Raw genomic sequence first — 17505 nt, 5'->3', positions numbered from 1 at the left:
GGAGTGTCGTAGCGGCCTGAAGACTCCGCCCGGGCATCGTGTTTCACGTGAAACGTCGCTCTCTGCTGCACGGAATCATCAGCCGCGGTCGTACGGCTGCGTCCCCCCTTGACCGCAAGGACGCAAGGGGGACGGAGTTGTCCACATCGGTGGATTCATCCACAGGAGTACGGGCCCCGCTGGTTCGCGACCCCGGTGCCATGGCAGGCTCTGTTCATCGCGAGCCTGATGTCGAGGAGAGTGACACCGTGCGGTCCGACGCCAACCTCGCGGGGCCGATGGCCGATCCGGTCCCCGGTCCCCGCTCTGAATCGGCGGGAGACGATGTTTCACGTGAAACATTGCCTCCGCCCCTTGTAGACAACGACACCCCCATCGGCCGCTCCGCCCAGCTGGCGGTCGAGGCGCTGGGGCGCGCCGGTGCGGGTCTGCCCCGGCCGGAGCAGACCCGGGTCATGGTGGTCGCCAACCAGAAGGGCGGCGTGGGTAAGACCACGACGACCGTGAACCTGGCTGCCTCTCTGGCACTGCACGGGGCGCGGGTCCTCGTGGTCGACCTCGACCCGCAGGGCAATGCCTCCACGGCGCTGGGCATCGACCACCACGCGGACGTGCCGTCGATCTACGACGTGCTCGTGGACAGCCGTCCCCTGCTGGAGGTCGTCCAGCCGGTCGTCGACGTGGAGGGCCTCTTCTGTGCTCCGGCCACCATCGATCTGGCGGGTGCGGAGATCGAGCTGGTATCGCTCGTGGCGCGGGAGAGCCGCTTGCAGCGGGCGATCCAGGCGTACGACCAGCCTCTCGACTACATCCTGATCGACTGTCCTCCCTCGCTCGGGCTGCTGACGGTGAACGCCCTCGTGGCCGGCGCGGAGGTGCTGATCCCGATCCAGTGCGAGTACTACGCGCTGGAGGGCCTGGGTCAGCTGCTGCGCAATGTCGATCTCGTGCGGGCCCACCTCAACCCGACCCTGCACGTGTCGACCATCCTGCTGACGATGTACGACGGCAGGACCCGGCTGGCCTCGCAGGTCGCGGAGGAGGTGCGCAGCCACTTCGGCAAGGAGGTGCTGCGGACGAGCATTCCCCGGTCGGTGCGCATCTCCGAAGCGCCGAGCTATGGGCAGACGGTGCTCACGTATGACCCGGGTTCCAGTGGTTCCCTCTCCTATCTGGAGGCGGCGCGAGAGATCGCGTTCCGGGGGGTCGGAATGCAGTACGAAGCCCAGCACGCCCATCTGGGCGCGGGCATGAACAGCACGCAGAGTGTGGCGGAGGGGATCCAGTGAGTGAGCGACGTAGAGGTCTGGGGCGGGGGCTGGGTGCGCTGATCCCCGCGGCTCCGCAGGAGAAGACGCCGCCAGTGATCAACGCCGTGTCGACGTCTCCGTCGGCGGTGCCGGTCATGACGTCGGAGCGCGGGATCGCGGCGGCGAAGCTTGCTTCGCTTGCGCAGGCCGATGTTTCACGTGAAACATCGCTCGCGGTCGTCCCGGTGAACGAGCCGGAGGCGCCGGCCGAGGCCAATGTGGTGGCGGGAGCGACGTTCGCGGAGCTTCCGATGGACGCGATCACGCCGAACCCGCGGCAGCCGCGCGAGGTGTTCGACGAGGACGCGCTCGCCGAGCTGGTGACCTCCATCCAGGAGGTGGGTCTGCTCCAGCCGGTGGTGGTGCGGCAGTCTGCGCCCGGCCGCTATGAGCTGATCATGGGCGAGCGGCGCTGGCGTGCCTGCCGGGAGGCCGGACTCGAGGCGATCCCGGCGATCATCCGCGCGACGGACGACGAGAAGCTGCTGCTGGACGCGCTGCTGGAGAACCTGCACCGGGCTCAGCTGAACCCGCTGGAGGAGGCTGCGGCGTACGACCAGCTGCTCCAGGACTTCAACTGCACGCACGACCAGCTGGCGGACCGGATCGGGCGTTCGCGTCCTCAGGTCTCGAACACCCTGCGGCTGCTGAAGCTGTCCCCGTCGGTGCAGCGCCGGGTGGCCGCGGGTGTGCTCTCGGCCGGGCACGCCCGGGCGCTGCTCTCGGTGGACGACTCCGAGGAGCAGGACCGGCTGGCACACCGGATCGTGGCCGAGGGACTGTCGGTGCGTGCGGTCGAGGAGATCGTGTCGCTGATGGCCTCGGAGCCCGCCGGCGCGGTGAAGCCGAAGGGTCCGCGCGCGGGTGCCCGGGTGGCTCCGGCGCTCAGCGAGCTGGCGACGCGCCTGTCGGACCGGTTCGAGACGCGGGTGAAGGTGGATCTCGGCCAGAAGAAGGGCAAGATCACCGTCGAGTTCGCTTCGATGGAGGATCTGGAGCGGATTCTGGGGACGCTGGCGCCGGGCGAGGGCCGGGTGCTGGAGCAGGGTCTTTCCGGGGAGTGATCCCCGGGCCGCCGAGGGGCGGATCGCGCCGGTTCGAATCGGTGCGGTCCGCCCCTTCGCTTTGCTGTCGAAGAACGATGGACCAGTGGATACGATGCGGTCATGGGTCGTCGGCTGGTACCGCTCACGCTGGACAACCTCCAGGACCTGCCCCGTCGTTGCCGGTCCTGTGTGTTCTGGGAACTGGATCCGGTCAGCGGTGAGGCCGCTGTGAAAGCGGGTACTCCGGCTCTGGAGAAGGAGGCGTGGATCTCCGCTGTCCTGCTGGAGTGGGGATCCTGCGGCCGCGTGGTCTACGTGGACGAGATTCCGGTGGGGTTCGTGCTGTACGCGCCGCCGGCCTACGTGCCGCGTGCGACTGCGTTTCCGACCAGTCCGGTCTCGCCGGACGCCGTGCAGCTGATCACCGCCTGGATCATGCCGGGTTATCAGGGGCAGGGCCTGGGGCGGGTCATGGTCCAGACGGTCGCGAAAGACCTGCTGCGGCGGGGGTTCCGGGCGATCGAGGCATTCGGGGATGCGCACTGGGAAGGTCCGGCGTGCCTGTTGCCCGCGGACCATCTCCTGGCGGTGGGCTTCAAGACCGTACGGCCGCATCCGGTGCATCCGCGGCTGCGGCTGGAGCTGAGGTCGACGCTCTCCTGGAAGGAAGACGTGGAACTGGCGCTGGACCGGCTGCTGGGCGCGGCGCGCAAGGAGCCGGCACTGCGCCCACTGTGAGCGGGATACGTGAAACGGGGCCGCCCCCTTCAAGGGGGCGGCCCCGTTTCACGTGAAACATTGGTCGCCGGTCAGCCGGCCTTGACCTCGACGAAGTCCGAGAGGTCGCGCAGGATGGCGGCCTTCGGCTTCGCACCGACGATGGTCTTGGCGACCTCGCCGCCCTGGTAGACGTTCAGCGTGGGGATGGACATGACGCCGTACTTGGCGGCCGTGGCCGGGTTCTCGTCGATGTTGAGCTTGACGATCTCGATCTGGTCGCCGTACTCGGCGGCGATGGCCTCGAGGGACGGCGCGATCTGGCGGCACGGGCCGCACCAGGCGGCCCAGAAGTCCACCAGTACGGGCTTGTCGCTCTTGAGGACCTCGGCCTCGAAGTCAGCGTCGGTCACGTTCTTGAGGGTGCCGGCCACAGCGGCCTCCTTCTTCTTCCTGCGGGGTGTGGGGTGGGGCTGGTTGCGAGGGTCAGGCCGGTCAGACCGCGGCGGCGTGGGCCTTCTCGGCGTCCGCGAGGGCGGCGAGGAAGCGCTCGGCGTCGAGGGCGGCGGAGCAACCGGTGCCCGCGGCGGTGATGGCCTGACGGTAAGTGTGGTCCACGACGTCGCCGGCGCCGAACACGCCGGTGACGCTGGTCCGGGTGGAGGGGGCGTCGACCTTGAGGTAACCGTCGTCGTCGAGTTCCAGCTGGTCCTTGAACAGCTCGGTACGCGGGTCGTGGCCGACGGCGATGAAGAGGCCGGTCACGGGCAGCTGGGAGGTCTCACCGGTCTTGGTGTTGCGCAGCGTGAGGCCGGAGAGCTTCTGCTCGCCGTGGATCTCGGCGACCTCGCTGTCCCAGGCGAACTTGATCTTCGGGTCGGCGAAGGCGCGGTCCTGCATGGCCTTCGAGGCGCGCAGGGTGTCGCGGCGGTGGACGATCGTGACGGACTTGGCGAACCGGGAGAGGAAGGTGGCCTCCTCGATCGCGGTGTCGCCGCCGCCGACGACGGCGATGTCGTGGTCCTTGAAGAAGAACCCGTCGCACGTGGCGCACCAGGAGACCCCGCGACCGGAGAGGGCGTCCTCGTTGGGCAGGCCGAGCTTGCGGTGCTGGGAGCCGGTGGTGACGATGACGGCCTTGGCGCGGTGCACCGTGCCGGCGGTGTCCGTGACGGTCTTGATCTCACCGCTGAGGTCCACGGCCACGACGTCGTCGGGGACCAGCTCGGCTCCGAAGCGCTCCGCCTGACCACGCATGTTGTCCATGAGGTCCGGGCCCATGATGCCGTCCCGGAAGCCCGGGAAGTTTTCCACCTCGGTGGTGTTCATCAGGGCGCCACCCGCGGTGACGGCACCTTCGAAGACCAGCGGCTTGAGCGAAGCGCGTGCGGTATACAGGGCGGCGGTGTAACCGGCCGGCCCGGAGCCGATGATGATCACGTTTCGGACGTCGCTCACAGGTTTCTTCCTCGTCTCTGCGGACTGCGTGCTGCTACCGGGGGCCGGTGCGGACTCTCACCCCACCCAACGGATCCTACGGCGCATGCATTCCCCACCCGTCCCCGTGCGGACCTGAACGTGTCAGCCGCGGGGATAGGTGCCCGTCAGGAGGACCTTTCCGGGGGTGGCCGAGGCGGCGCTCTCGCAGCGGGTGTCGATGAGGTAGGCGTCCACACGTGTGGAGTCACCCGGGTGCGGCAGGACGAGCAGGTAGACGGCGGTGCCCTGGTAGCTGCCGCGCTCGGCGCCGAGCGGGGTGTCGGGGCGGCCGGTGGCGTCCTGGACGCAGGCAGGAACGGGGGGTGCTGCCCGCTGGTCGCCGGGGGCGACTCCTGGGGCGGGGGTGGTGTTCTCCATCCCGTAGGTGTTGTTCTGCTCTCCCGGGGCGGTCTTCGCGGCCTGTCCTGTGGCGATGAGCTGTTGGACGCTGTCCCGGAGGCCCTGTGCGGTGTAGTTGCCGCCGGCGGCTGGGGGCGGCTGGGCGGCGGAGTCCGATGCCTGGGTGCGGTTGGCGGTGTCGCGGGCAGGAGTGCCGGAGAGGTCGCCGAACAGGAAGATGCCGAGGGCGCAGGCCGCGGCTCCGGCCAGGCCCCCGAGGACGGCGATCCTGCGGCGAGCGCGGCGGCGCCCGGGGCCGGTTGGGCCGGTGGGGTGACCGGAGGGCGATGTTTCACGTGAAACATCGCGCTCGCTCGTGCGGGGGCGGGGAGCCGGTGCGGACTGGCCCCGGGACTGGGTGGCGTCGAGAAGCGCCTCGGCGGCGAGGGCCGCGTCGATGCGGCCGGCGATGTCGGCGGGCATCCGGGCCGGCCCCGGGAGGGTGCCGAGGAGGCCGCGGATCTCCTGTAGAGAGGCCCGGACGTCGGCGCACAGGGCGCAGTCGCCGAGGTGGCTGCGGACTTCCGCGGTGCGGGACGGGGAGAGCAGTCCTTCGGTCAGGTCGGAGATCTCCGAGACGTCCGGGTGCCGGGTCGTGCCGGGCATGCCAGTCGCTGGGGTCACGGTCGTCCACCTCCGCCCTTCACAGCGTCTGGGTCTGAATGCCTGGGTTCTGCCGCTGGTGGGACGGCTGTCCCCGGCGTCCGGTTCCTTCCCCGCTCGGTGGTGGTGTTATCCCCGGCATTCGTGCGCAGATGAGTGAGGAGCGGGACGAGTTTCGCCCGGCCCCGTGCGCACCGGCTCTTGACGGTGCCGGTGGGGACGTCGAGGATGCGGGCGGCTTCCGCGACGGGGTATCCCTGCATGTCCACGAGGACGAGGGCGGCCCGCTGTTCGGCCGGGAGGGTACCGAGGGCGGCCAGGAGCTGGCGGTGGAGGTCCTGGCGCTCCGCCGGGGCCTCAGCGGACTCGTGGGGCTCCAGGAGACGCTCCAGGCGGTCCGTGTCGTCGAGAGGCGCGGTCCTGCGGGAGGCGGCCTTGCGGGCACGGTCGAGGCAGGCGTTGACGGTGATGCGGTGCAGCCAGGTGGTCACGGCGGATTCCCCGCGGAAGGTGTGGGCGGCCCGGTAGGCGGAGACCAGGGCGTCCTGCACGGCGTCGGCGGCCTCCTCGCGGTCGCCGAGGGTCCGCAGCGCCACGGCCCACAGCCGGTCCCGGTGACGCCGCACGAGCTCACCGAAGGCCTCGGTGTCGCCGGCGGCGTGCCGGGCCAGCAGGTCCGCGTCGCTCGCGTCGCCGGTCGTCGCGTCGTGCATCACACCTCGCCTCCGGGAGGGAGATTACGGCTTGGGCGGGGGAATCACGAGGGTCCGCTGTGCCGGTGGCGCAGCGGACCCCGGGGCCCCCGGGCGGGCTAGGAAGCCGTGCCGAGGATCTTGATTTCGTTGATGCCGCCCCGGTAGCCGCCCTCGCCGTCGGCGGGCAGCTCGGTGATGTGGATGAGGACGTACCGGGTGCGGACCGGGGTGGCGAGCGTGGCCTCGAGCTTCTTTCCAGCGGTCTCCAGCTTGGTGAGGGGCTGGTTGAAGTCGCTGACGGAGCCGGGTGCGGAGGCCTCGGGGGCCGCTGCGCGGACTTCGAGTTTCTGGCCGGGCAGATACAGGTCCAGGTCGATCCCGGTCACGTTATGCGGGGTGCCGAGGTCGACGATGATGCCGCTGCCGTCGTTCAGCAGGTTTCCGAACTTCGCGTAGTTGTAGTACTGGGGCGTGTACCAGGCCGTGTCGGGTTTGCCGTCGATGCTCAGCCCGGCGCGTGCCGGGCTCACGTCCGCGATGACGGACACGTCCCTGATCGCCAGTGGCTTGCCGGGTTCGACGGGCTTCTGGGCGTCGTCGGACTCGTTCTGCGTGTGGTTCGGGCCGTTGGTGCCGCCGTTGCTGTGATCCAGGATGGTGTCGGCGAGCTGCCAGCTGCCCAGGCCGAGGGCGGCGATGAGCAGGGCGGCGACACCCCACTTGAGGGCCCGGCCGGTACGGCTCTGCAGAGGGGGCGGCGGGGGCGCGACGGCCAGGCTCTGGGCGGTGGTCCCGCCAGGAGGCGTGGGACGGCCGTAGCTGCCTTGCTGGTAGGTGGTGTGCTGGTACTCGGGCGGGGCGGTGAAGGCGGGCTCCGGCGGCCGGATGCGGGGCATCGCGGCCACGGCCTTGGCCAGCTCCTCGGGGGTGGTGCAGGCCGGTTCCTGGCGGGAGGCGGTGGCCCCGTCGTTGGCGAGTGCGCGCATGGCGAGTTCGCCCAGGCCCCGATGGACGCCGGCGCGGACCTGGTCGGGGGCGATCAGGCCCACGCCCTTGGGCAGGCCGGTGAGACCGTACGCGTCGTTCTCGTACGGCCAGCGCTGGGTGAGGGCGGCATACAGGAGGGCGCCGATGGCTTCGGTGTCGGCGCGCTGGGGGGTCTCGCTCGTGATGCCGCGCAGCGCGGCGTTCACGGCGAGGCCGCGGATGCGGTACTGGCCCGTGGAGGTGCGCAGTATCGCGCTGGGCGTCAGCCGCAGATGGGCGAGACCCTCGCGGTGCGCGGCGGCCATCGCCTGGGAGATCTGGCTGACGAGCTGGTAGGCCTCATGGGCCTCCAGGGGGCCGGCGGCCAGAAGCGCGGTGAGTTCGGTGGCGTCGGGCAGCCACTCGTGGACGACGTAGACGAGGTCGTTCTCCTCCACGGCGTCGAGGACCTGGACGAACCGGGGGTCGCCGAGGAGGGCGGAGGAGCGCGCGGCTGCCAGGACGGAGCGTGCCCGCGCGTGGTCGGCGGGCATCAGGTGGACGCCCACGGCGCGGCGCAGTTTCTCGTCCATCGCACGCCAGCTGCTGAATCCGTCCACACGGGTGACGCACTCTTCCAGCCGGTAGCGTCTGGCGAGCTTGTGGCCGCTGTGGAGTTCGGGTGCGGCCGCGGGGGCCGCCTTCGTGCGTTCGCCGTCCTTGTCGGGCATGGGTCCGTCCGCGGCTCGTCCGTTCTGGGTGTCCACCCCGTCGGACGTGGCCTGTGCCGCCTGAGCGGTCAGCGGCTCATCGCCGCTGTTGTCGGCCACGTCGACGGCAGCCGTGCTACGTTCCGCCACCGTCGTTCCCGCCTCCCCATCCGTTGCGCGCTGTAGGCCAGTCTGCGAAGCCATGCCAATTGTGCCCACAGTCCGACGCTATGCACGACACACGAAGGGGGGCGACGGTTGTGCGCATCAGCGCCCCAAACGTCCGCGGACCATTCCGACCATCGAGTTGAGCTCTTCGATCCGCATGCGCTTGGCGGCGATGAGGAACACGGCTGCCAGGGCGATCCCGCCGGCCAGGAGGGCGGCGGCGGAACCGCCGACTCCGTTGCCCAGCCACCGGGTTACCCCGTAGGCGGCGGCGCCCGCCACGGCGGCCGCGGGGACGCAGGCGCCGGTGAGGCGGGCGTAGGTGCGCATCACGTGGGGGCCGTCGAGGTCGCCGCCGAGGCGGGTGCGCAGACGGCGCCAGGCGACGCCGACGCCGACGGTGTAGCCGAGGCCGTAGGCGGCGGCCATGCCGACGACCGCCCACCGGGCCGGCAGCACGAAGAAGGAGGCCGTGGAGACCGCCGCGTTGACGGCGGCGACGATGACGGTGTTGTAGAAGGGCGTCCGGGTGTCCTCGTAGGCGTAGAAGCCGCGCAGGACGACGTACTGGACGGAGTACGGGATCAGTCCGAGGCCGAAGGCCATCAGGACGTAGCCGATGTTCTGGGCGCCGGCGCCCGACCCGGCGTAGAGCAGGGTGGCCATCGGGACGCCGAGGGCGAGGAACGCGAAGGCGCAGGGCACGATCGCGACGGCCGAGGTGCGCAGTCCGTAGGAGATGTCGTCGCGGACCGCGGCGGCGTCCCCGTCGTGGGCGGAGCGGGAGATGCGGGGCAGGACGGCCGTCATGACGGAGACGGTGATGATCGCCTGCGGCATCTGCCACAGCAGCAGCGCGTAGTTGTAGGCCGTGATGCCGGTACCGGAGTGGCCCTGCTTCTCCGCGACGGCTCCCGCCCAGGTGGCGAGCTGGGTGACGACGACGAGGCCGATCTGGTTGGCGAGGACGAAGAAGAACGTCCACTTGGCCAGCCGGGCGGCCTTGCCGAGGCCGTGGCCCTTCCAGTCGAAGCGCAGGCGCGGCTTGAAGCCCGCGTCGCGCAGGTAGGGCAGCATCGCGAGGGCCTGGACGGTGAGGCCGAGCAGGGTGCCCAGGCCCAGCAGGCGCACGCCCTCCGCGGTGACGGTGGTGGCGTTGACGCCGGAGGTGGTGAAGCCGCCGAAGGCCCAGATGAAGGCGCCGAAGGTGGCGATGACCACGATGTTGTTGAGGACCGGGGTCCACATCATCGCGCCGAAGCGGCCGCGTGCGTTGAGGATCTGACCCAGGACCACGTGGACGCCCATGAAGAACATGGTGGGCAGGCAGTAGCGCGCGAAGGCGACCGCGACGTCCATCTGCTGGGGGTCCGAAGCGATCTTCGGCGACATCATCGTGATGAACACGGGTGCGGCCAGCACACAGATGGTGGTGATGCCGGCCAGCAGGACCACGACGAGGGTAAGCAGCCGGTTGGCGTACGCCTCTCCCCCGTCGCTGTCGTTCTTCATGGCCCGGACCAGCTGCGGGATGAAGACGGCGTTGAGGGCGCCGCCACCGACCAGCACGTAGATCATCGTGGGCAGGGTGTTGGCGATCTGGTACGTGTCGTTGAAGGTGCCGACGCCGATGGCGCCGGCGATGACCAGGGTCCGCAGGAAGCCGGTGATGCGGGAGACGATCGTGCCGGCGGCCATGAGCGCGCTGGACTTGAGGAGGCTGGCGGCCCGTCCGGCGGGCTTGCTCGGTGCCGGGGCGGCGACGGGGGGGTCCTCGGCGGGGGTGCGGGGCGCCGCCTCCTGGTCCCGGTAGAGGTGCGCGAAGGCGTCGGGTGCGGGCTGCTCGTCCGAGGCCTGGGTGACGAGGGAGTCCACGCCGACGAACTGGGTGGTGGAGGGTCGGTCGCCGTACGGCAGGTGGCGGGAGGGGCCGTCCGGCTCGGGCGGCGGGGTCTGGGCCCAGACGCGCGGGTCGGGAGAGTACGAGGGCGAGGTCGGCGCCGCGTAGAGCGGGCCGGGCTCCTGGTAGGTACCGGGCGGCGGCGGGGGGTGGGCGGCCCGGTCGTAGAGGACCTCGGCGACGGGGTCCTGGGCGGACAGGTCCTGAGACCGGTACGGGTCGTAGTCGTAGGCATCCTGGACATACGGGTCGCGGTCCGGCGCGGGCGCAGGCGCGGGGACCTGCCCGGGCACGGGAGTGCCCGGGGCAGTGCCCTGGGCGGGCGCAGGCCCACCAGTGCCCTGCGCGCGGTCACCGTCGTACGGCGCGTTCATCGAAACCCCACCTCATCGTCCCCAGGCCGGCCGGCCACGGCATCGCTCAACGGTCCACTGTCTCACCCGTGCCGGACCCGTCGGTGCTTTGCGGTCCGGTGTCCGGGGACTCGTCACTCTGCTGCGTGCTCTCCTCGGCGGCCGCGCGTGCCGCGACGCGCTTGCGACTGGCGTACATCTTGATGCCTGCCAGGACCAGGAGGAGCACACCGCCGGCGATGACCAGCATGACGGTGGGGGTGATCTCGGTGGCCTCGACGGTGAACCTGCGTTCCTTGCCGTACGGGATGCCGTCCTTGGTGTAGAGCTGTGCGGTGACCTCGACGGGGCCGCTCGCGGTGGCGTTGGCGGTGAACTTGACCGTCTGGGTGTGGTCGCCCTGGACGGTGACCTCCTGCTCGCTGTCGCCGAACATCAGACGGGTCGGGTTGGCGGACTTCACCCGCAGGACGAGGTTGTGGACGTCCTGGACGAGGCTGTTCTGGACGCTGACCGGGATGGTGGCGCTGTGTCCGGACAGGGTGGCGTCCGACTTGGGGACGACCTTGACCTTCTCGGTGAGACCGATCAGGTAGTCCTGCACCTGGTCCCGGTAGAGGCGGGCCTCTTCGGGACGCCCGCGCCAGGAGGTGGACATCTCCCGGTTGGTGGTGTTGCCGAAGGGGATCTCCACGCGGTCGGGCGCGGCAAGGATCACTTTGAAGTGGTCGAGGGTGTTCTGCGTGGTGCGGATCTTCTCGAAGGCCGAAACCGGCAGCTCCTGCTTGCGCAGGGCATCGGGATACTGCCCGGCGCCCGGCACCTGGGTGGTGGCTCGGGGATCGGGCTTGGCGGCGGCCGCGGCCTCCAGGTCCCCGGGCTGCGTCCAGCGGCCCGCGTGGAGGCCGCGGAGGGCGGCGGCCATCGTCTGCACCTGACTGACGGTGGGCATCCGCTGTGGGGCGACGACGAAGCTGCGCGGCTCGTCGGTCTTCTGCAGGTTGAGGGCGAGGCTGTGGGCGAGGAACCGCTGCACCGCGAGGGTGGAGCTCCCCGCGTTCAGCATGCTGCCCTCGAAGGCGGTGGACAGGTCGGCGTCCGCCACGACGGCGGTGGTGCCGGCGCCGATGGGCCGGGCGGCCGAGGGCGTGTATCCGAGGGCGCCGCTCTCCACCAGGCTGTCGCTGCGGGTGAGGACGTTGTGGGCGCCGGCGGAGGTGGCGACGTTGACGATCGAGGGGTCGATGGCGCCGTCGACGGGCCAGGAGAAGTCGGTGGACGCGGGTACGTGCAGGACCGTCTCGACGGCCTGCTTCGCCTTGTCGGTCGCGGGGCGCAGCTGGCCCAGGGTGCCGGAGACGTCCTTGCCGTGGTGGGCGAGGGAGGCGAGGTCGGGGTCGGCGAACGGCAGGGCGACGACCTTCTTGCCCTGGACGGCGGCTTCCAGGGAGCTCAGCCACTGCTCGGCGACGGCCTTGTTCTTCCCCTGGACGGGCTTGCCGCCCGGGCTGCGGACCCGGTAGCCCTTGGTCATCGCGTCGACCGTGTAGAGCAGGTCGGGGTCGATGACCCAGGTGATCGGCAGGTCTTTTCCGAGGGTGACCATCTGCTCCAGGCGGCCGCCCGGCCTGAGCTCCTCGGCGAGCGAATCATCGAGGAAGACGGGGGTCTGGAGTTCGTCGGAGCCGGTCTCCGCCGTCACGCGGGTGGTGGAGATCAGCGGCCACGCGTAGGTCAGCTGGGAGCGCTTGGCGGCGGCCTCCGGCTGCCAGGGCAGGAAGGTCCGCTTGATGCCCAGTACCTGTTCGGACGGGCGGCTCTCGGTCACCCCGGACAGGGAGACGCCGAGCTGGTAGACGCCGTCCTTGTCCAGCTCCAGCTTGTTCACCGGGATCGTGAGGGTGAAGGGCCGGCTGACCTTCGACGGCAGGGAGGCGATCTTCACCGCGTAGGCCGGGTCGATCTCGCCCGGGTCGATGCCGGCCCGGAAGCTGTTGCGCTCGGCCGCCTCGTCGATGGACGAGCGGTCCGCGAGGGCGGGCCCGACCCGCAGGCCGACATGGGCCTCGGTGATCGTCTCCGATCCGGTGTTGAGCACCGTGCCCTCGATGGTGAGGGTGTCTCCCTTGACGGGGGCGCTGGGGGCCAGGGAGACCAGCTGGACGTCGACGGAGGAAGCCTGGACGGCCTCGGCCTTGGGGGCGGGGGAGTAGACCAGAGCGGCGAGTACGGGCGTCCCGCTCAGCAGGACGACCGCCCGGCGCAGCCATCGGCGCCGGACAGGAGCGGGGGACTCCCCCTGGATGTCTGCCGCCTCGGCCACGCGCTAGCCCGTCCCTCGAAGTGTCAGTGGTCGTCTTTTGTGCGTCCACGCATGGTAACGAGGCCCGCTGTGTGCGAGTGCCGCGCCTTGCTCCACATGATCGGCTCGGCCCTGGGGCAGCCGTGTACCGGGGTCGCCGCAAAACGGGGCGGCCCCCGGCGGGCCGGGCACGTACCCTTTTCTGTTGTGCCGAACGCCAATGAAGACAATCCCAGTGCCCTGAGTCAGGTGCAGCGCCGCGCGGTCAGTGAACTGCTGCGGGTCGCCCCTGTCGCCGACGAGCTCGGCCGCCGATTCCAGGAGGCGGGCTTCCGCCTCGCCCTGGTCGGTGGGTCCGTCCGCGACGCGCTGCTCGGGCGTCTCGGCAACGACCTCGACTTCACCACAGACGCCCGCCCCGAGGACGTGCTCAAGATCGTCCGGCCGTGGGCCGACTCGGTGTGGGACGTCGGCATCGCCTTCGGCACCGTCGGGGCGCAGAAGAGCGCCCGCGTCGCGGACGCCGTACGGGACTTCCAGATCGAGGTGACGACGTACCGCTCGGAGGCCTACGACCGCACGTCGCGCAAGCCCGAGGTCGCCTACGGGAACTCGATCGACGACGACTTGGTCCGGCGTGACTTCACGGTCAACGCCATGGCGCTGGCCCTGCCGGAGCAGGAGTTCATCGACCCGTACAGCGGTCTGGATGACCTGGCGGCCGGTGTGCTGCGCACCCCCGGCACCCCGGAGGACTCGTTCTCCGACGATCCGCTGCGGATGCTGCGGGCGGCGCGGTTCGCCGCGCAGCTGGACTTCGAGGTCGCCCCGGAGGTCGTTGCGGCCATGAAGGCGATGGCCGACCGCATCGAGATCGTCTCGGCGGAGCGGGTCCAGGCCGAGCTGAACAAGCTGATTCTGTCCGACCACCCGCGCAAGGGTCTGGGACTGCTGGTGGACACCGGGCTGGCCGACCGGGTGCTTCCCGAGCTGCCCGCCCTGCGGCTGGAGAGTGACGAGCACCACCGGCACAAGGACGTCTACGATCACTCGCTGATCGTGCTGGAGCAGGCGATCGCCCTCGAGGAAGAGGGTCCGGACCTGGTGCTGCGGCTCGCGGCCCTGCTGCACGACATCGGCAAGCCCCGCACCCGCCGCTTCGAGAGTGACGGCCGGGTCTCCTTCCACCACCACGAGGTGGTCGGCGCGAAGATGACCAAGAAGCGGCTGACCGCTCTGAAGTACTCCAACGACATGATCAAGGACGTGTCCCGGCTCGTGGAGCTGCATCTGCGCTTCCACGGCTACGGCGACGGGGAGTGGACCGACTCCGCGGTGCGTCGCTATGTCCGCGACGCCGGTCCGCTGCTGGAGCGCCTGCACAAGCTGACCCGGTCCGACTGCACCACGCGCAACAAGCGCAAGGCCGGCGCCCTCTCCCGTACCTACGACGGGCTGGAGGAGCGCATCGCGCAGTTGCAGGAGCAGGAGGAGCTGGACGCGATCCGCCCCGACCTGGACGGAAACGAGATCATGCAGGTGCTGGGTGTCGGCCCTGGTCCGGTGATCGGCAAGGCCTACGCCTTCCTGCTGGAGCTGCGGCTGGAGAACGGTCCGATGGGGCGTGACGCCGCCGTCGCCGCGCTCAAGGAGTGGTGGGCCGCGCAGGCCTGACGTGCCGGCGCCGGGGGTGGATGTTTCACGTGAAACATGCACCCCGACCTCGTCAGCCGAGTCGATGTTTCACGTGAAACGTCGCCCGTGCCGAGCCAGTATCGCCGCGGTCGCGGCGTAGAGGGCGGCCACAGTGAGGAGCAGGGCCACGGACCGCCCGTCGGGGGGCAGCATGAGGGCGGCCACCGCCGCCGCTCCGACGAATGCGACGTTGAACAGCACGTCGTAGACGGAGAAGACACGGCCGCGGTACTCGTCGTCCACCCGGGACTGCACTTCCGTGTCGGTGGAGATCTTGGCGCCCTGAGTGGCGAGGCCCAGGACGAACGCGGTGACCAGCATCGGTCCGGGCGCGAAGAACAAGCCGAGGGCCGGCACCAGGATCGCGGAGCCCGCGGAGCAGGCCGTGATCCAGCCGAGGGTGCCCAGCCGGTCCACCAGCCGTGGGGTCACTACTGCGGCCGCGAAGAACCCGGCCCCGGAGGCGCCGACCGCGACGCCCAGCAGGGCCAACCCGTCGGCCTCGTTGTCCGACCAGGCGTAGCGGCAGAGCATCAGCAGCATGACGAACAGGGCCCCGTAACAGAACCGCATCGTGGTCATCGCGATGAGCGCGCGGGCCGCCTCACGCCGGTCGGCGAGGTGCCTGAGGCCTTCGGCCATGCCCCGCGCGGTGTGGGCGATCCCTTCTGCGACCGAGGGCTGGACCTGGCCAGGGGGATGGTCGGGCCCGAGCAGGCCGACGGCCAGGCGCAGCGAGACGAGGGCCGCACAGAGATAGAGCCCGGCGCCGAGCTGGACGACGACAGCGTCGGAGTCGGAGGTCAGCAGCCGGACGAGGACGGCCAGTCCTCCGCCGGCGACCGCCGCGAGGGTTCCCGCGGTGGGGGAGAGCGCGTTCGCGGTGACCAACTGGGCGGGGCCGACGACGTGCGGCAGCGAGGCGGCGAGCCCGGCCAGCACGAAGCGGTTGACGGCGGTCACGGACAGCGCCGAGGCGTAGAACAGCCAGTCGGGAACGTGCGCGACGATCAGGATCCCGGTGACGCAGGCCAGGAAGGCACGCAGCAGATTGCCGTAGAGGAAGACCTGACGGCGGCGCCAGCGGTCGAGCAGTACTCCGGCGAAGGGTCCGATCGCCGAATAGGGCAGCAGCAGGACCGCCATGGCCGAGGCGATGGCTGCCGGGGAGGTCTGCCTCTCCGGGGAGAAGACGACGTAGGTGGCGAGCGCGACCTGGTAGACGCCGTCCGCCGCCTGGGAGAGCAGCCGTACGGCGAGCAGGTTGCGGAAGTCCCTCAGGCGCAGGAGTACGCGCAGATCACGTACGACAGGCATGAGGGCAAGGGTCACATACGCGGAGGGTCCCCGGGCACATTGCCCGGGGACCCTCCGCGGAAGAACAGTCGAAGCCCTGGTGTCCATAGGACCCTTGGGTTCGACTAGCGCTCGACCTCGCCCTTGATGAACTTCTCGACGTTGGCGTAGGCCTCGTCGTCGAAGTACTGCACCGGCGGCGACTTCATGAAGTAGCTGGACGCCGAAAGGATCGGGCCGCCGATGCCGCGGTCCTTGGCGATCTTCGCAGCGCGCAGCGCGTCGATGATGACACCGGCGGAGTTCGGGGAGTCCCACACCTCGAGCTTGTACTCGAGGTTCAGCGGGACATCGCCGAAGGCACGGCCCTCGAGGCGGACGTAGGCCCACTTGCGGTCGTCGAGCCACGCCACGTAGTCGGACGGGCCGATGTGGACGTTCTTCTCGCCGAGCTCACGGTCGGGGATCTGCGAGGTGACGGCCTGCGTCTTGGAGATCTTCTTCGACTCGAGGCGGTCGCGCTCCAGCATGTTCTTGAAGTCCATGTTGCCGCCGACGTTGAGCTGCATGGTGCGCTCAAGACGGACACCGCGGTCCTCGAACAGCTTCGCCATCACACGGTGCGTGATGGTGGCGCCGACCTGCGACTTGATGTCGTCGCCGACGATCGGGACACCGGCCTCGGTGAACTTGTCGGCCCACTCCTTGGTGCCGGCGATGAAGACCGGGAGAGCGTTGACGAAGGCGACCTTGGCGTCGATGGCGCACTGGGCGTAGAACTTCGCCGCGTCCTCGGAGCCGACGGGCAGGTAGCAGATGAGGACGTCGACCTGGCGGTCCTTGAGGATCTGGACCACGTCGACGGGAGCCTCGGGGGACTCCTCGATCGTCATGCGGTAGTACTTGCCCAGCCCGTCCAGGGTGTGGCCGCGCTGAACGGTCACCCCGGTGTTCGGGACGTCGCAGATCTTGATGGTGTTGTTCTCGCTGGCGCCGATGGCGTCCGAAAGGTCGAGGCCGACCTTCTTCGCGTCGACGTCGAACGCGGCGACGAACTCGATGTCACGCACGTGGTAGTCGCCGAACTGGACGTGCATCAGACCGGGGACCTTGGACGCCGGGTCGGCGTCCTTGTAGTACTCGACGCCCTGCACCAGCGAGGCGGCGCAGTTGCCTACGCCGACGATGGCTACGCGAACCGAACCCATTCCGGTTGCTCCCTATTTGTTCTCGGACGAGGTCTGCGAGATGCAGGCCTCATTTTTCAGTTTCGTCGGACGGACCGGATCGTCTCCGATCCCGTCCCGCCCGCTCACTCTCGATGAGCTCGTTCAGCCAGCGCACTTCGCGCTCCACCGACTCCATGCCGTGCCGCTGCAGCTCAAGCGTGTAGTCGTCGAGGCGCTCCCGCGTGCGGGCGAGTGAGGCGCGCATCTTCTCCAGGCGCTCCTCCAGCCGGCTGCGGCGGCCCTCCAGTACCCGCATGCGCACGTTTCGTTCGGTCTGGCCGAAGAAGGCGAAGCGGGCGGCGAAGGACTCGTCCTCCCAGGTGTCGGGGCCCGTGTGGGAGAGGAGCTCCTCGAAGTGCTCCTTACCCGCGGCCGTCAACCGGTAGACGATCTTGGCGCGGCGCCCTGCGAGTGAAGCGGCGAGAGCGTCTTCCGGGGCGTTGCCCGGTTCTTCGATCAACCAGCCGTTGGCGACCAGAGTCTTGAGGCAGGGGTAGAGCGTCCCGTAGCTGAAGGCCCTGAACACCCCCAGTGAGGTGTTGAGCCGCTTGCGCAGCTCGTAGCCGTGCATGGGGGATTCGCGAAGCAGGCCGAGGACGGCGAACTCGAGGATGCCTGAGCGTCTGCTCATCCGCCT

The 17505-nt window shown here is 69.9% G+C and carries 14 protein-coding genes; 4 read left to right on the top strand and 10 right to left on the bottom strand.

Features of this window, described 5'->3' with window-relative positions:
• Nucleotides 1-200: 200 nt before the first annotated feature.
• The 3 genes from ACZ4TV_RS05850 to ACZ4TV_RS05840 all read left to right on the top strand — a co-directional run bounded on the left by ACZ4TV_RS05850 (nucleotide 201) and on the right by ACZ4TV_RS05840 (nucleotide 3094).
• Nucleotides 201-1289 carry a ParA family protein gene (locus ACZ4TV_RS05850; RefSeq protein ID WP_468131087.1) on the top strand — a complete coding sequence of 363 codons (1089 nt, stop codon included), beginning with the start codon at nucleotides 201-203 and terminating at the stop codon, nucleotides 1287-1289.
• Nucleotides 1286-2374, top strand: coding sequence for a ParB/RepB/Spo0J family partition protein (locus ACZ4TV_RS05845; protein WP_468131084.1), 1089 nt, complete (start codon nucleotides 1286-1288; stop codon nucleotides 2372-2374). The genes ACZ4TV_RS05850 and ACZ4TV_RS05845 overlap by 4 nt, the downstream gene beginning before the upstream one ends.
• 102 nt (nucleotides 2375-2476) lie before the next feature.
• Complete coding sequence (locus ACZ4TV_RS05840) at nucleotides 2477-3094, top strand: GNAT family N-acetyltransferase (protein WP_468131082.1); 618 nt, start codon at nucleotides 2477-2479, stop codon at nucleotides 3092-3094.
• 71 nt (nucleotides 3095-3165) lie between these two features.
• On the opposite strand, the gene trxA is transcribed toward ACZ4TV_RS05840, so the two are convergent.
• The 7 genes from trxA to ACZ4TV_RS05805 form a co-directional block, all read right to left on the bottom strand.
• The gene (trxA, locus tag ACZ4TV_RS05835; RefSeq protein WP_468131080.1) at nucleotides 3166-3507 is read right to left on the bottom strand and encodes a thioredoxin; all 342 of its coding nucleotides are present in this window, start codon (nucleotides 3505-3507) and stop codon (nucleotides 3166-3168) included.
• 61 nt (nucleotides 3508-3568) lie between these two features.
• Nucleotides 3569-4531 carry a thioredoxin-disulfide reductase gene (gene trxB / locus ACZ4TV_RS05830; RefSeq protein ID WP_468131078.1) on the bottom strand — a complete coding sequence of 321 codons (963 nt, stop codon included), beginning with the start codon at nucleotides 4529-4531 and terminating at the stop codon, nucleotides 3569-3571.
• A 123-nt stretch (nucleotides 4532-4654) separates the two neighbouring features.
• Complete coding sequence (locus ACZ4TV_RS05825; protein WP_468131456.1) at nucleotides 4655-5557, bottom strand: anti-sigma factor family protein; 903 nt, start codon at nucleotides 5555-5557, stop codon at nucleotides 4655-4657.
• A 14-nt stretch (nucleotides 5558-5571) separates the two neighbouring features.
• Complete coding sequence (gene sigM, locus ACZ4TV_RS05820) at nucleotides 5572-6267, bottom strand: RNA polymerase sigma factor SigM (protein WP_468131076.1); 696 nt, start codon at nucleotides 6265-6267, stop codon at nucleotides 5572-5574.
• 98 nt (nucleotides 6268-6365) lie between these two features.
• The gene (locus tag ACZ4TV_RS05815; protein ID WP_468131074.1) at nucleotides 6366-8075 is read right to left on the bottom strand and encodes a protein kinase family protein; all 1710 of its coding nucleotides are present in this window, start codon (nucleotides 8073-8075) and stop codon (nucleotides 6366-6368) included.
• Nucleotides 8076-8192: 117 nt separating this feature from the next.
• The gene (gene murJ / locus ACZ4TV_RS05810) at nucleotides 8193-10367 is read right to left on the bottom strand and encodes a murein biosynthesis integral membrane protein MurJ (protein WP_468131072.1); all 2175 of its coding nucleotides are present in this window, start codon (nucleotides 10365-10367) and stop codon (nucleotides 8193-8195) included.
• A gap of 46 nt (nucleotides 10368-10413) precedes the next feature.
• On the bottom strand, nucleotides 10414-12669 hold the full coding sequence (locus ACZ4TV_RS05805) for a DUF6049 family protein (protein ID WP_468131070.1): 2256 nt from the start codon (nucleotides 12667-12669) through the stop codon (nucleotides 10414-10416).
• A gap of 186 nt (nucleotides 12670-12855) precedes the next feature.
• On the opposite strand from ACZ4TV_RS05805, the gene ACZ4TV_RS05800 reads away from it, so the two are divergent.
• Complete coding sequence (locus tag ACZ4TV_RS05800) at nucleotides 12856-14322, top strand: CCA tRNA nucleotidyltransferase (RefSeq protein WP_468131068.1); 1467 nt, start codon at nucleotides 12856-12858, stop codon at nucleotides 14320-14322.
• Between the two features lie 69 nt (nucleotides 14323-14391).
• Here ACZ4TV_RS05800 and ACZ4TV_RS05795 read toward each other — a convergent pair whose 3' ends face one another.
• The 3 genes from ACZ4TV_RS05795 to ACZ4TV_RS05785 all read right to left on the bottom strand — a co-directional run bounded on the left by ACZ4TV_RS05795 (nucleotide 14392) and on the right by ACZ4TV_RS05785 (nucleotide 17499).
• Complete coding sequence (locus ACZ4TV_RS05795; RefSeq protein ID WP_468131066.1) at nucleotides 14392-15660, bottom strand: MFS transporter; 1269 nt, start codon at nucleotides 15658-15660, stop codon at nucleotides 14392-14394.
• Nucleotides 15661-15764: 104 nt separating this feature from the next.
• A complete protein-coding gene (locus ACZ4TV_RS05790) occupies nucleotides 15765-16847 on the bottom strand; it encodes an inositol-3-phosphate synthase (protein WP_468131064.1) in 1083 nt (360 codons plus the stop codon).
• A 49-nt stretch (nucleotides 16848-16896) separates the two neighbouring features.
• Complete coding sequence (locus ACZ4TV_RS05785; RefSeq protein WP_468131062.1) at nucleotides 16897-17499, bottom strand: PadR family transcriptional regulator; 603 nt, start codon at nucleotides 17497-17499, stop codon at nucleotides 16897-16899.
• Nucleotides 17500-17505: the final 6 nt, after the last annotated feature.

The organism is Streptomyces sp. NPDC028910 (assembly GCF_055564955.1).
The sequence above is the reverse complement of the archived record's forward strand: the minus strand, read 5'-3'. Positions and strand labels throughout refer to the sequence as shown.